The sequence below is a fragment of the Pseudomonas sp. NPDC088368 genome (assembly GCF_044753445.1).
Taxonomy (GTDB): Bacteria; Pseudomonadota; Gammaproteobacteria; order Pseudomonadales; family Pseudomonadaceae; genus Aquipseudomonas; species Aquipseudomonas bambusae.
Genome location: NZ_JBIVNG010000013.1, coordinates 172,001 through 186,907 on the forward strand (window position 1 = coordinate 172,001; position 14,907 = coordinate 186,907).

The 14,907-nt window shown below is 58.9% G+C and carries 8 protein-coding genes; all 8 read left to right on the forward strand.

The genetic code is table 11. The annotated features are described in order from the left end of the window. Positions 1-280: 280 nt before the first annotated feature. The 8 genes from ACIQAL_RS26545 (at position 281) to ACIQAL_RS26580 (ending at position 14,749) form a co-directional block, all read left to right on the forward strand. Complete coding sequence (locus ACIQAL_RS26545) at positions 281-3,628, forward strand: glycosyltransferase (RefSeq protein WP_401150575.1); 3,348 nt, start codon at positions 281-283, stop codon at positions 3,626-3,628. Positions 3,629-3,962: 334 nt separating this feature from the next. Further along, a complete protein-coding gene (locus ACIQAL_RS26550; protein WP_401150577.1) occupies positions 3,963-5,756 on the forward strand; it encodes a hypothetical protein in 1,794 nt (597 codons plus the stop codon). Between the two features lie 307 nt (positions 5,757-6,063). Continuing rightward, on the forward strand, positions 6,064-7,170 hold the full coding sequence (locus tag ACIQAL_RS26555; RefSeq protein ID WP_401150579.1) for an acyltransferase family protein: 1,107 nt from the start codon (positions 6,064-6,066) through the stop codon (positions 7,168-7,170). An 82-nt stretch (positions 7,171-7,252) separates the two neighbouring features. Beyond that, positions 7,253-8,029 carry an ABC transporter permease gene (locus tag ACIQAL_RS26560; RefSeq protein ID WP_166598779.1) on the forward strand — a complete coding sequence of 259 codons (777 nt, stop codon included), beginning with the start codon at positions 7,253-7,255 and terminating at the stop codon, positions 8,027-8,029. Between the two features lie 446 nt (positions 8,030-8,475). Next, positions 8,476-9,891, forward strand: coding sequence for an MBOAT family O-acyltransferase (locus ACIQAL_RS26565; RefSeq protein WP_401150581.1), 1,416 nt, complete (start codon positions 8,476-8,478; stop codon positions 9,889-9,891). An 8-nt stretch (positions 9,892-9,899) separates the two neighbouring features. Next, positions 9,900-10,895, forward strand: coding sequence for a hypothetical protein (locus ACIQAL_RS26570; RefSeq protein ID WP_401150583.1), 996 nt, complete (start codon positions 9,900-9,902; stop codon positions 10,893-10,895). A gap of 480 nt (positions 10,896-11,375) precedes the next feature. Beyond that, positions 11,376-13,724, forward strand: coding sequence for a DUF4214 domain-containing protein (locus ACIQAL_RS26575; RefSeq protein WP_401150585.1), 2,349 nt, complete (start codon positions 11,376-11,378; stop codon positions 13,722-13,724). 560 nt (positions 13,725-14,284) lie between these two features. Continuing rightward, positions 14,285-14,749 (forward strand): REP-associated tyrosine transposase, encoded by a 465-nt coding sequence (locus ACIQAL_RS26580; RefSeq protein ID WP_401150587.1) that lies wholly within the window; start codon positions 14,285-14,287, stop codon positions 14,747-14,749. Positions 14,750-14,907: the final 158 nt, after the last annotated feature.

Below are 14,907 nucleotides of genomic sequence, written 5' to 3' on the forward strand. Positions count from 1 at the left end.
CAGATCGTAGGCAAGCCAACTCCTACAGCCTTCGGCCAGAATCAAACGCCCGGACCACACCAAAATCCGCTTCTGCCGAAGGCGTGGGAGTTGGCTTGCCTACGATCTGGCGCGCAGCGCCAGCAAAACCTGCCCCGTGATCCACCTGACTCACCCGAACCTCTTAATTCCCCCTCAAATGAACCTCCATCCCCCCGTTCCCTCATATACCGCTGCCATTCTTTTTTTCACTGACCGATAATCCTCCTTTTTCATGTTCACCTTCATCCCGGGCACCTCAATGCAGAATGAAGCACGCGTCACTATTCACCAGTTCGCCATCAGCGTCAGCGTGGGCGATGGCATCAGCAATGGCATGTTTTTGACCCGCAAGCTGCTGCGGCAAGCGGGCGTCAAATCCGATATTTACTGCATCAAACCCAACGACCAACTGCAGGGCGATGTCCTGTGCATGGACGACTACCAGCCCGGCAGCGCCGACGCATTGCTGGTTCACCATGGCATCGGCAACCCGGTCGAAGGCTGGTTGCGTGACTTGCCCGAGCGCAAGTTCATGGTCTTTCACAACATCACGCCGGGCGAGCTGTTCCCGCCGGATCACGCGATTCAACCGATGCTCGCCCACGGCTGGGACCAAGTGGACACCTGGCGACACTGGCTGACCGGCAGCATCGCCGACTCCCAGCAAAACCTGCAGGAACTGCTGCAGCGCGGCTATTCGAGCGACAACGCCACCGAAATCCCTCTGCTCGTGGACCTTGATCGCATCGAGCCGCATACCATCAAGCGCAACGACCTCCCGCGCCCATTCACCCTGCTGTTCGTCGGCCGCATCATGCCGCACAAGAATCAGCTCGGCGTGGTCGAGGCGTTTGCGCAGTTGCTGCGTCGCTCCCACGTGCCGCTGCACCTGTACATCGTCGGCGGCTTCACGGTCATGGACTACAAGGAAAAGATCGAGAAGCGCATCGCCGAACTCGGCATCGGCGCGTTCGTCAGCCTGACTGGCAAGGTCGACGACGACACCCTGAATTCCCTGTACGCCCGCAGCGACCTGTTCGTGTCGTTGAGTCACCACGAAGGCTTCGGCATGCCGCTGATCGAGGCGATGGCCCACGACCTGCCCGTCCTGGCCTACGACGCGCCCTCCAGCAACGTGACCCATACCCTCGCGGGCGCAGGCTTGCTGATCAACAACGATGACCCGCAAGTCGTCGCCGCCACCATCATGCAGTTGATGGAAAACCCCGCGCTGCGTCGCCACCTCAAGCGTCGCGGGGCCGAACGCCTGCACGAGTTCGCCTATCAGCATTTGTATGACCGTCTGAGCGCATTCCTCGCGCGCTTCGACCTGCACCTGCCGCAGCACAGTTTTGAAAAGCGTGCGCCGCAGCTCAACGTTGATTACCGCATCGAAGGGCCGTTCGACAGCACCTACAGCCTCGCGCTGGTGAACCGTGAGCTGGGTCGCGCCCTGGCCGAGAATGGTCACCGCGTCGGTCTGCGGGCTACTGAAGGGCCGGGCCCGATTCCGGTCGATCCCGCATTTCTCGCCGATAACCCGGATTGCGCCGCTCTGCATGACCGCGCCGAGCGTCCTGCCAATAACGTGCTGCGCCTCATGTATCCACCGCGTGTCAGCGACATGGCAGGGGATTTCAACGTTGTGTCCTGCTATGGCTGGGAAGAGTCCTGCCTGCCCCAAGCGTTCGTCCACGACTTCAACCACCAGGCGCACCTCGTTACCAGCATGTCGAGCTGGGTGACCCGAACGCTGATCGACAACGGCGTCACGGCGCCGATCATCACCGTTGGGTTGGGTGCCGATCACATCCTGCGCGCCGACATCGATGCTTCCACCTTGCCGTCGTTGCCGAAAGCCACCCCCGAGCGCTTGAAGCTGCTGCACGTCTCGTCGTGCTTCCCGCGCAAAGGCGTGGACGTTTTGCTCAAGTCCTACGGCCAGGCCTTCACCGCCGATGACGCCGTGGTCCTGATCATCAAAACCTTCCCGAATCCGCACCACAACATCGAGCAACAGGTAAAAGACTGGGCCTCAGCGTTGCCGTCCGCGCCAGCGGTCGAGCTGATCGTTCAGGATTTGCCGGATTCCGCGATGCGCGCGCTCTACACCCTGGGCGACGTGCTGATCGCGCCGTCCCGTGGCGAAGGCTTCGGCCTGCCGCTGGCCGAGGCGATGCTGCACAAACTCCCGGTGGTCACGACAGGGCAGGGCGGTCAGTCGGATTTCTGCACCGCCGACACCGCGTGGCTCATCGACTACCGCTACGAACGAGCGCGCACGCACCTCGAAGCCGCCGCGTCGGTCTGGTTCGAGCCGAGCGCCGATCACCTGGCGAGCCTGTTGGGCGAGTTCCACACCGCCTGGAAAAACGGCAAGTTCCCGGCCTTCATTGGTAAGCGGGTCGAAGCTGCTGACGTGCTGATCCGCAGTCGCTTCACGTGGTCGGAAGTCGCCAAGGCGACGGTCAAGGCCATTGAAACCGCCCAACAGCAGCCATTGCTGAAAAAAGCGCCGAAGATGGGCAGCGTCACCACTTGGAACAGTGCCTGCGGCATCGCCACTTACAGCACCAAATTGCTGGAGCCGTCGTTCGGTGAAGAATGCATCGTGTTCGCCAATGACGACGCGATCCTCACGGCCGGCGATCAGGACCACGTCGAGCGCTGCTGGAGCGCGGGCGCGACCGACACGTTGGACCGCCTGAAAGCCGCCGTCGAAAAATCCGGGGTCGATACCCTGCTGTTGCAGTTCAACTTTTCGTTCTTCGGCATCAAGCCGTTCGCGACTTTTCTGGACTGGTCCCACGGCCGGGGCATTCGCACACTGGTGGTGTTCCATTCCACGGCGGACGTGAAGCACGGCGAAGAGCTGAAAACCCTGCGCGACATGCGCGAATCCCTCGCGGGGTGCGAGCGTCTGCTGGTGCACAGCGTCGGCGACCTCAACCGCCTCAAAGACTACGGCCTCAACGACAACCTACTGATGTTCCCCCACGGCGTCATCGACACCCCGCCGCCGGAGCCCGGCCCGCGTCAATTGGCCGCGAAGCTGGAAGGCAAGACGATCATCGCCAGCTACGGCTTCCTGCTGCCCCACAAAGGCACGCCGGAATTGATCGAAGCGTTCGCGATGCTCGCGCAGAAAGACAAATCCCTGCACCTGCTGTTGGTTAATGCCCAATACCCGGTTCCGGCCTCCGCCGAACTGGCCGAGACCTGCCGCCAGCGCATTGCGCAATCGGATTTATCCGGACGAGTGACGCTGATCACCGACTTCCTTTCGGATGAAGAATCACTGGCCTGGTTGGGCATGGCCGATGCCATCGTCTTCCCGTACCAACACACCCAGGAATCGTCGAGCGCAGCCGTCCGTTGGGGCCTGAGTACCGGTCGTCCGGTTCTGTGCACGCCCTTGTCGATTTTCGAGGATGTGTCCGATGCCGTTACATTCCTGCCGGGCACCGATAGCCAAGCGCTATCAGATGGCATCAGGGCCGAATTAGACGCTTCTCCACGTGCCAAGCAGGAAATCTGGCTGAAAAACCATGGCTGGAGTGCCGTGTCCGCCCGTCTGAACAACGTTTTGCGCGCGATATCGGCGTAAATTTACGGAACTTTAGGCTACGGTAAATAACGAATCTTCCTACTGACCCAATCAAGAAAGCCCTATGGACTTTCATGAAAAAGATGGATCACGGCTATTGTTTCGCCGCTATTTTGACATGTATGATCGGCGCGCAATCGTCAGTTATCTGTCTGAAGAGCTTTGAAAAAATGCTTGGGTCAGTAGCTGACGGCAGAGTTAGCGAATGATCGCTGACTTCCCATAAAGGGGGCCACGGCCCGCTGGGACGTGGCAACAGGCTTAGGCCGACGGGCCTTCTATCCGAACGGATGCCTGAGTGTCGATATCGACTCATATTGGAGATGAAAACGTAATGGCTATCACGACTGCACAGATTCAACAGCTTTATGTGGCCTACCTGGGCCGTGCTGCCGACAAAGCAGGTCTGGACTACTGGAACGCTCAACTGAACGGTTCCACTACCGCTCCAGCTACCCTGACTCTGGAAAATCTGCGCGCTAACTTCGTTAACGAGCAGCCTGAGTACACCAACGCTTACGCTGGCCTGACCCGCAGCGAAACCGTTTCCAAGATCTATCTGCAACTGTTCGGCCACTCGGCTGACGCAGCTGGCCTGGAATACTGGACCACTGGCGGTGGCGCTACCGTTAACACCGACCAACTGCTGGTTGCTTTCGTGAACGGCGCTTCGGCTACCGACGCTAAAATCGTCGCTAACAAGGTTCTGGTTGCTGAGGTTTACACTTCGACTGCTGGCGCTAACTACGTTTCTGACGATGCCAAAGCTGCTCTGGTTGGCGTTACTGGCGATTACGCTACTGTCACTACCGCTCTGGGCAACATCGCCGCGCTGCCAGGCGTTGCCATCCCTGCCGCTCTGGCTGCACTGAAAGCTGATGCTGCCGCTTCCGCTGCTCTGACTGCTTACGAGGCTTCGAAAGTTGACTCGTTGAAAGCTCTGAACGACAAAGTAGTTGCTTTGAACGCTACTCACACCGCGAACTTGGCTGCTATCGTTGACGGCGCTGACACTGGCACCGTTGCTGGTGACTCGTACAGCGAAGTAGCAGTAGCTATCAACAACGCTACACTGCTGCGCGCTAACATTTCTGCTAGCTCCACTACTGACCTGCAGACTGCATCGACTGCTGCTACTCAAGCTGTTGCTGATGCGCGTGCAAGCTTGGTTAGCAATGACGTTAACGCTGTTGCAAAAATCAACGCTTACAACGACGCAGTCGCTGCAAACGCTAAAGTTGTTGCTGTTGATGGTACCGCTGTTAGCAACAATGAAGGCGCACTGGACGGCGTTATCGCTACAGGTAGCAACTCCGCTACTTTCACCGCTGCAGTATCGTCGTACGATACCGCTTCGGGCGCTGCCTCCAACATCACCGACGCTGCTACTTTGTACGCTGCTCTGGTAGGCGCTGCTGGTAACACCACTAAGCAAGGTCAACTGGACACTGCTTTCAATACTGGTGCATTCGCTTCTAGCTATACCGCTCTGAAGGCACTGGCTGCAACTGACGCCGCCAAACAAGCTGCTGAAGCTAAAGTCGACGCTGCTGAAACCGCAGTTGGCGCTAACTACGTTTCCAAAGCGGAAGCTGCTGCTACTGCTTCGAAAACTCTGGCTGATGCTCAAGCTGCTGACGCCCTGGTTGCTCAAGGCACTGCAGAAACTACCGCGCATGATGCGGCAGTTAGCTCGGCTGCTGATGCTCACGCTGCTGTTACCGGCAACGCCGCTATCCACGACTTGGACGCTGCTGTTCCAGTTCTGGCTGGTACCTCTGCTGCTGACGTTTTCTACTTCAGCGCAATCAAGGGTGCTGATGACTTCACCGTCACCAACTTCCTGAAAGGCGACGTGATCTCTATCGGCGACGGCTACACTTTCAATTCCAGCGTTACCGTTGGTACTGACGGCTTTGCAGTTGGCACGAACACATCCGCTAAAGAGCTGTACTTCACCAAAGCTGTCAACGGTGATGTTCAAGTCAACATCGAAACTAACGCTGTTGGTCACGCTGCTGGCGGTTCGGATGCTAACGTTGCGGTCATCACTCTTGCTGGCGTTACCGACCTGTCTCAGGTTAGCTACGCTAACGGCGTGATCTCCACCACTCACGTTGCTGCTTAATAGGCATTGTGTGTGAAGTTTAGGTGAGCTTCGGCTCGCTTGGACAGATCAAAAAAAACCCGCCCCTCAAAAGGCGGGTTTTTTATTGCCTACCAAAAATCTCATCCCCCACACACTTTCACGTGTTTCCTGTGCCACCTGCGCTTTATAATCCCCACCCATCAGCTCCCAGCGAATCTGCTTCATGCCTTGTCGCCAACTTCCGCCTAGCCTGTCGGACGTTTCTGTCGACCCGCATGCCAGCACCTATCCCGCGGGATGCGACGTGCAAAAAAAACCAATAATGAGCGTCACCGGGAGATTGAACGTGAAAGGGACTTCGAAGATTGTCTTCGCCAATCAATTGAGGGGCATTGCGGCGCTGCTGGTTGTGCTTTCGCACCTGTGCTGCGTGTTCTGGGGCAGCAAGGCGACTGTCGCGGCTTACACCGGCGCATTGCCCGCGGAAGGCGATCAACCCTGGTTCAGCGCTTATATCAATGGCGAATACTGGAACTCCGGCGTGTTGGGCGTCGCCATCTTCTTCACCATCAGCGGCTTCGTCATCCCCATGTCGCTGCACCACACCGATCGGCTCAAGTTCATCGCCGCACGCTGCTTCCGTATTTATCCCACTTATATAGCGGGGCTGTGCCTGGCGTTGGCGGCGGTCTGGTTGTCCTGCCAATACTGGGGCGCGCCCTTCATGTGGAATTTCGGCACCGTGCTGAAGAACATGCTGCTGATTCACACCCTGACCGGCACACCTTCGGTGGACCTGGTCAACTGGACGCTGGCCATCGAACTCAAGTTCTATCTCGTGGCCGCGTTGATCGCGCCGCTGATTCTGGCCGGACGCGTCTGGCCGCTGATTGCGATGTCGACGTTGGTGTTTGCGGTGAACCACTACAAACACACGGCGCTGGGCACTGAGCTGATGTTTGTGAGCTTCATGTTCATCGGGGTGCTCTTCAATTACCTGTTCAACGGGCTGATCAGCGTGGCGCGTTTCTACCTCGCGTTGTTCGTGATTCTCGGATTGTTCATCGCCGGATGGGGGGCGACGCCTTGGCCGGACATCTTCTGGATCGTGGCGCCGAGCTATGTGTATGGCATGTTGATCTTCGGCGCGGCGTACTTCGCCAGAAATCACTTCCGCCCGTTCCGCCCGCTGGATTTCCTCGCCGACATCAGTTACCCGCTGTACATCGTGCACTCGCTGATCGGCTATTCGGTGATGCGCATCCTCTTCGATCACGGCTTGAAACTGCGGGTAGTAGCGCCCATCACGGCGGCGACGGTGATCGGTGCGGCGCTGATCATTCACCTGTTGGTGGAGCGACCCTCGATTGCCCTCGGCAAGAAATTCAAGAAGTCGTCCCGTGCGCCAGCGCCCCTCGCGCCGACCGCGGCTGAAACAGGGCCCGCCGCTTAACGTTTCGGGCGTCGCGGCGGGTGTTTTTATGGGGGCAGAGTGCGTATCCTCTGCCCCTTCCTTTTGTACCGGATTTGCCTGAATGAACTGGAACCTGATCGTCAACTTCACCCGCCAGGATCTGATTGACCGTCATTCTGCCTCGATGCTGGGCGCGGCCTGGACCTTTATCCTGCCGCTGATCAACATCCTCATTTTCACCCTGGTGTTCTCGAACATCATGGGCATGCGCCTGGGTGGCCTCGGCCAGGACCTGGGTCGCTGGGGCTACAGCGTTTACCTCGTCAGCGGGCTGCTGGCGTGGAACTGCTTCGCCGCGACGTTGAGCCGTATCACCCAAGTGTTTCACGACAAGGCCCACCTCATCGGCAAGGTGCGCATGTCGCTCTGGACCCTCCCGGTCTATGTGGTGCTCAGCGAAACCGTGCACTACCTGATCGCCACCGGCTTTTTCATGATCTTCCTGATCGCCATCGACTTTCACTTCACGTGGTCGTTGCTGTGGTGGATTCCGATTTTCCTGTGCCAGCAGTTGCTGGCGTACGCGCTGGGGATTACCTGCGCGATCCTGTCGGTGTTCATGCGCGACATCGGGCAGATCGTGGGCGTGGTGGTGCAGCTGTGGTTCTGGCTGACACCGATTGTGTACGTGGCCAACATCCTGCCGGGCTTCATTCAGCAGTTGGTGGCGCTTAACCCGTTCTATCATCTGGTGCTGGCGTACCGCGCTGCGTTGATCACCGGGGAAATGCCGCATCTGCTGTCGATTGGCGTGCTGGTGGCGTTCTCTCTGGCGTTGCTCAGTGTGTCGATTTTTGTGGGCCGTAAGCTGGAGCGGGACATTCGCGATTTCCTCTAACCTGTAGGAACGCGCTTGCTCGCGAAAGCGAACTGGCGCTGAACCTGTGGGAGCAGCCGGAGCTGTGCGACGGCCGCGAAAGCGGTGTTTCAAGCGACAGAGATGCAGCGGATGTACTGACCTCTTCGCTGCCGTCGTTCCTCCGGCTGCTCCCACGAGGTGTGTGGAGTGTCAAAGGTGTGTAACTGACGCAACACTTGTAGGAATGAGCTTGCGTGCGATAGCGACTTAGCGCTCAGCCTGTGGGAGCAGCCGGAGCTGTGCGACGGCCGCGAAAGCGGTGTTTCAGGCGACAGGGATGCAGCGGATGTGCTGGCCCTTTCGCCAGCAAGCCGGCTCCCACAGGCTGTGCGGTGTGCCGGGGATGTCTGATCGACGCAGGGCCGATATCCCGCTGTTCAATAAATGCTCAACAACAATAACGTAGTCCCCGATTTGTCCTCTTTATGATCTTCAGTTCCTACGCCTTTCTTCTCGGCTTCTTCCCGGCGGTCTATCTGCTGTTCGTGGTCCTGCGTGTCTGGCGTCTGGAGCGGGCAGCGCTGGCGATGATCGTCGTCGGTTCTCTGGTGTTCTACGGCATGTGGAGCTGGCGGTACCTGGGGCTCTTGCTGATCCTGATCGTCGTCAACTTCGTGCTGGGCAAGCTTCAAGTCCGACAGCGGGGCAGGCCACAGGCGAAGTTCTGGCTGACGGTCGCAGTGGCGTTCAATCTGTGTGTGCTCGGCTACTTCAAATACGCCGGGTTCTTCTTCGGTTTTCTGCCGTCTGCCGCCACTTGGCACATCATCCTGCCGCTGGGGATTTCGTTCTTCACGTTCCAGAAAATCGCCTGGCATGTGGACCTGTATCAAGGGCGTCTGAAGGACACCGGCAGCGTCCTGCAATACAGCTTTTTCGTGTGCTTCTTCCCGCAGTTGATCGCCGGTCCCATCGTCCATGCGCGCTGGCTGTTTCCGCAGATCGCCCGAGGCTGGCTGAGTCGCCCGCTGTCTTGGCAACTGGGGCTGACGTTGCTGACGCTGGGCCTGGTCAAAAAAGTCCTGTTGGCCGACCCCTTGGCGCCCGGCGTTGCGACGCTGTTCAATACCGCGCAAACCGGCGGAATCCTGAGCGCGCCGCAAGTGCTGCTGGCCGGACTGAGCTACGGCTTGCAGCTGTATTTCGACTTCTCCGGTTACGCCGACATGGCCATCGGTTTGGGGCTGATGTTCGGCATCAAGCTGCCCGCGAACTTCCGCTCTCCTTATAAGAGCGCCTCCATCGTCGAGTTCTGGCGGCGCTGGCACATCACGCTGTCGAGCTTCCTGCGCGATTACCTCTACATCCCCCTCGGCGGCAACCGCAAAGGGCGGCTGCGCGCCAACGGCAACTTACTGATCACCATGCTGCTGGGCGGGCTGTGGCACGGCGCGGGGTGGCAGTTCATTCTTTGGGGCGGCATTCACGGAACGCTGCTGGTGATCAACCACTACTGGCGTCACCTCAGCAACTGGCGGCTGCCGCGTCCACTGGCCGTGGCGCTGACGCTGCTGGTGGTGATGCTGGCGTGGATTCCGTTCCGCGCCGATTCGCTCACCACCAGCCTGCACATGTTCGAACGCCTGACCGACTGGCGCTGGGAAGGCACGTTCGATGTCGCCACGTTGCTGATTGAGTTGGCCGCGATGCACATCGACAAGAGCTTGCCGGTGGTCTGTGCTGCCTTGCTGGCCTTGGCGTTGGTCGCACCGACCAGCCGCCGTCTGAGCCTGATGCTTGGGCCGTTGGGGCGTGGCGCGGTGGTGGCGGTCGGGCTGTTTCTGGTGCTCAAAGCGTTGGCCGGCGCACCGGATCGCGCCTTCCTGTATTTCAATTTCTGAGGCCGACGATGAAACGAGTGGGAGTCGTAAGCCGTTTTCTGTTGGGCCTGTTGCTGGGGATCGGGCTGGTCGTCGTCCTCTGGTTGCTGCTGCTGGCCGGGCAGGCCAAGCGCCCGGTGCCGACCACGCAATGGGTCGACCAGGCGTTCGCCTACAAGCTGTCGATTGCGAATGCCATTGACCGCCCGAAATTGGTGGTCGTCGCGGGGTCGGCGGCAATGTTCGGAATTGACTCGGGGATGCTGGAGCGCACGCTCGGTAGGCCGGTGGTCAACCTGGGGGTCAACGCGGGGGTGCTGTCGCCTTATATCCAGCACTACGCGCGGCAGGCCATCAAACCGGGAGACTGGGTGCTGTTGCCGGTCGAGTACCCGATGTACAACGGGCGTTATTCGATCAACTACCCATTCCTTGATTACTGGTGGGAGAACCCTGGTTTCCGCCACGTGGACGTCAATACCGCGCAGTTGGCGCAGGTGCTGTGGCTGACGCCGCTGTCCCGAGTGTTAAGCGGGTATCGAGGCTTGCCCGCAGGCTTCGCGGTGAACGGGTTGTACGGGCCGCAGAACCTCGATCAGCGCGGCGATCAGGTCCGCAGCGAAGCCAGTCAGCAACAGGTGTGGATGCGCGGGCTGGTCGAACACTCTGAAGTGGAGCGCTACGGCGCAGACGCTCATCGCTGGAATGCCAACTGGGCAAGCTGGAAGGCCTTGGCCGATGAAGTAACGGCGGCGGGCGGCTGCGCGATATTCATGCCGCCGCCCTTGCTGGATCGTCCCGCTTATCACCAAGGACGTGAATTGCATTATTACCAATCGCTGCCGGAACAGGCGCGCGCCCACGGTTTGAACTATGTAGGTTCGCCGTTGGAGACGATGTATCCGATAGAGCACTTCTTTGATACGAACTACCATCTGAATGCTGAGTCGCGTCAGTTATACATGCAGCAAGTGGTCCAATGGGTGGCGCCTGAGTTTGCCAAGTGCACAACGTCTATGAACTGAGAACGTTAAGCAGGTTTAATCGCTACCTCTTTTTTAAAAGGGCATGGTCCAGTGCGGCTGTTGGCCCTTAAAAGAGGCTTAGTGGGTTTGTCAGCCTTGCACTTCGCCGTGCAGGCGGGGCATTCAGTTGGATGGATGAATCGATTCTGCTCTGCAGCCCTTTATTATCGAAGGATGTAGCCTTTCTTGACGCGCTTTTTTTGAGGCTTTCTCCACGCGCTCATCTTTGACGTCATTTTAAGAACGTAAATTTAGTTGCCTAACTAACGACATTTTTTGACGCGCTCAGTGTTGTTTTTTGTTGGCGCATACTTAATTCGTCATAGAAACTTATCACCGTTAATACCTTGGTCTTTTGTAATGGGGAGGCCTAAGGTAGTGCTGTGTCCGATCTTGATACACCTTGCGCGCTGTCACTAAGCCCGTTGTTTATTTGTCGATAAAAAGAACGGATAAGTCGTCTCTTTCCTGGAGCAGCACATGACAACTCAAACAGATGTAGCGCAACTTTATACTGCCTTTTTCGATCGTGCGCCCGACGCCGCAGGCCTGGCGTATTGGGTCGACCAACTACAGAACGGATCGATCAATCTCGTTCAGCTGGCCAAAAACTGGGTCGATGAACAGCCCGAGGGCCAGGCTAAGTACCCGAGCGGCACCACCGATGCCGCGTTCATCTCGGCGATCTACAACAACGTGCTGGGCCGGTCGGCGGACGCCGATGGCGCGACGTATTGGCAGAATCAACTGGCCTCAGGCGCTGTGAGCCGTGACGTGTTCATTCAGGCCATCATCAGCGGCGCCCACGCGAACAACTCGGCCCAAGGGCTGCTCGACGCCAAGCTGCTGGACAACAAAGCTACGGCAGGCATCGCGTTCGCTGACCACGGTGTCAATGACACGACGCTCGCGGCGAAAATCCTCACCACCGTTACCTCCAGCGATGCGAGCCTGAGCAGCACCCTGTCGTTGATCAAACTGATCCCGGCGACCCTCACGCCTGCATTGGTCACCAGCTTCAGCAACACCCTGGATAAAGTGGCGGCGCTGATCGCCAGCCAGCCGGGCGAGCAGGGCGATCTGGCGACCTACCTGAGCACGCTGAGCACCAGCGTCACGTCGTCCACCAACCTCGACACGCTGCTGAGCAAAATCAGCACGGTGGCGACGTCTGCACTGACCGACACCCATGCGCTGGACAACCCCGCCACGCTGGCCCATGACGATGCGGCATCGGCGACGCCGGGTACGGGCGGCGGCGGTGGCGGCGGCCCTGTCGATCCACCTGACCCTGTGACCACGCTGACTGCGACCAACACCGATGGCGTGCTGAAAATCGCGGGGAACAGCACCGCCGATGTGCGTGTGGACATGACCGCGCATAAGGTCACCTCCGGGGCGACCACTGTTGCGATCGCCGGGGATGCGACGTTCACCGGCGTCGATGCCACCGGGTATGGCGGTTCGGTAACGGCGGTAGGCACAGTCAAGGAGATCGTGTCGAACAGTCCGGTGTATCTCAATGTCGCCAGTCTGGAAGTGGTCGACAAGGCCTGGACCATTCTGACCTGGGCCAAGTATTACTTGCTCGACGTCGACAAAATCAGTGTGCTGGACAACGCAGCAGGGACGCTCTCGGTGGATTGGTACAACGAACTGGTGGCGCTGACCGGTAACCACGACTGGAGCTACGACATTCGTGATTCGGTGAGCGAAATCAACGAGGCCGCAGGGACTGGGGCGCTGTTGAACACGACCAAGGTTGTGGTGGCTGACACCTTGGCGAACCTGCAGACGTCGGACGGCGCCACTGCAATAGCCGATCATCCCGGTTATATCGTGCGTGACACCTATGCGCACATTTCCGGGGCTACCGGTGACGATGCGACGACCCTGTCAGGCGCCACCATGAGCATCATCCACGACACGGTTGCAGGGGTGCAGGACGCACTGGCGGCGGGCGTGATTTCGCCGACGGGCTCAGAGGAATACGAGCTCGAGGACACGGCGGCCCATCTGTTGGTGGCGATCAATACCCTCGATCCGGCGTTCGTGAAACACCCTGCATCGGTCACCATCACGGGCGACGATGCCGGGACCCTGACCGTTGCGGACCGGGACGCGCTGGGCAAGATCACGGACGATGATTTCTGGGCCTATAGCATCTCGGACAGTGGCGCGAATATCGTGGCCAATGCGCAGAGCGACCATTACGACTATCTGCAACATGCGCAAGACGTCACCGTCACGGATTCGGTAACGCTGGCGCAGGTAGGCGCCGTCGCTGCGGTGCAGGCACTCGACACCTCGAACTGGCATTTCTCCATTGTGGACAGCGTGGCCAATACCGCGAACTACGTCTCCGTGGGCATCGGCGACCTGGCACTGACCGCGACCGCATCGGAAGCCGGTGACACGCTGGACGGTAACATCAGTACCGGCGCGGTGACCCTGTCTTTTGCCGGATTGAGCAGTGCAGGAAGCTTCAGCTTTGCCGACACGGGTTTCACCAGCACGGAGCCGGTGGATGTGTTCAATAACTTTGCCGGCGCGACTGACAAGATCGACCTCAAGGCGTTTGGCCTGACGGGCGAAGACACGTTGTCGTTCGATCCAACCGGTAATCACACCGTCACCGATGGGCACTTCGCGTTGATCAAAGGCGTTGCCCTGGTTAATGGCGTGTACGCGGCGTCATCCGCAACGGATGCGGGAACGCTGGTCGTCTGGGATGCCGACACCTCAGGTGGGATCAAGCAGGTGGGCGTGTTCGTCGCGGATGCCAATGTGGATGTGTCGCACTTGGTACTCGCCGCCGTACCAGCCTGACGACAACGGAGAAACCCCTGCCCACGCGGTGTGGCAATTGCACTGAGTGGGCAGGGTTTACCATCGCTGAGCAATGGATCGCAGGCAAGGTGGAGCGCCACCCCGGCACTCCCACGGCCTTCGGCCAGAATCAAAACTGCAAATCACTGCAAATCTGCTTCTGCCGAAGGCGTGGAAGTTGGCTTGCCTACGATCTGGCGCGGAGCGGCAGTAAAACCTGAAAACTCTATTCACCTGACACACGGCGCACACAGGTTTTGCCATTACTGCGCAATGGATCGCAGGCAAGCCAGCTCCTACGGCCTGCGGCCAGAATCAAAACTGCAAATCACCGCAAATCTGCTTCTGCCGAAGGCGTGGGAGTTGGCTTGCCTACGATCTGGCGCGCAGCGGCAGTAGAAGCGGTCACTTCAATCTGTCCGACATACGTTGTGACCGTAGGCGCACCGCTGTGAACGCTCCTCTTTCATGTCATCGGAAACATTGTGCAACTGCACACCCCATCGTCCTGAGATCCCTCTTCTAGCCTTCCCTGACGTTCATCAGAAAGGCACGCAGGCATGCCATGTTCATCGCCACGTTCACGAGATCTCCGTGCCAACCGATATTCAGCGAGCAACCAACTCTATCTTCTAACCTCCGTCGTCCATGACCGCGTGCCGCTATTTTCAGACTGGCGCGTGGGTCGATTGGTGGTGGATGCATTCAGGCTCGCGGAGACGGAAGGGGCGGCGCATTCATTGGCTTGGGTCGTCATGCCCGACCACTTTCATTGGCTGATCGAATTGCAAAACGGCACGCTGTCGACGCTTATGCGCCGAGCCAAATCCCGCAGCGCGCACAGCGTCAACCGGATGCTTGGTCGCCGGGGCCCGGTTTGGCAAATGGGCTATCACGACCGGGCATTGCGCTCTGATGAAGACATCAAAAGCGTGGCCCGTTACATCGTCGCCAATCCGCTGCGGGCGGGGTTGGTTGAGCGGATTGGTGATTACCCGTTGTGGGACGTGGGGTGGGAGTTTTGAGGTTAGGACGGGGGAATCCGAGGGGGCGCGGTGGGTGGTGTGCCAGACAGACCGTGGATACCGGTTTTGCCATTGCTGCGCAATGGATCGCAGGCAAGCCAGCTCCCACGGCCTTCGGCCAGAATCAGGGCAGATCGAGGTGTGCAGAGGCTTTCGCG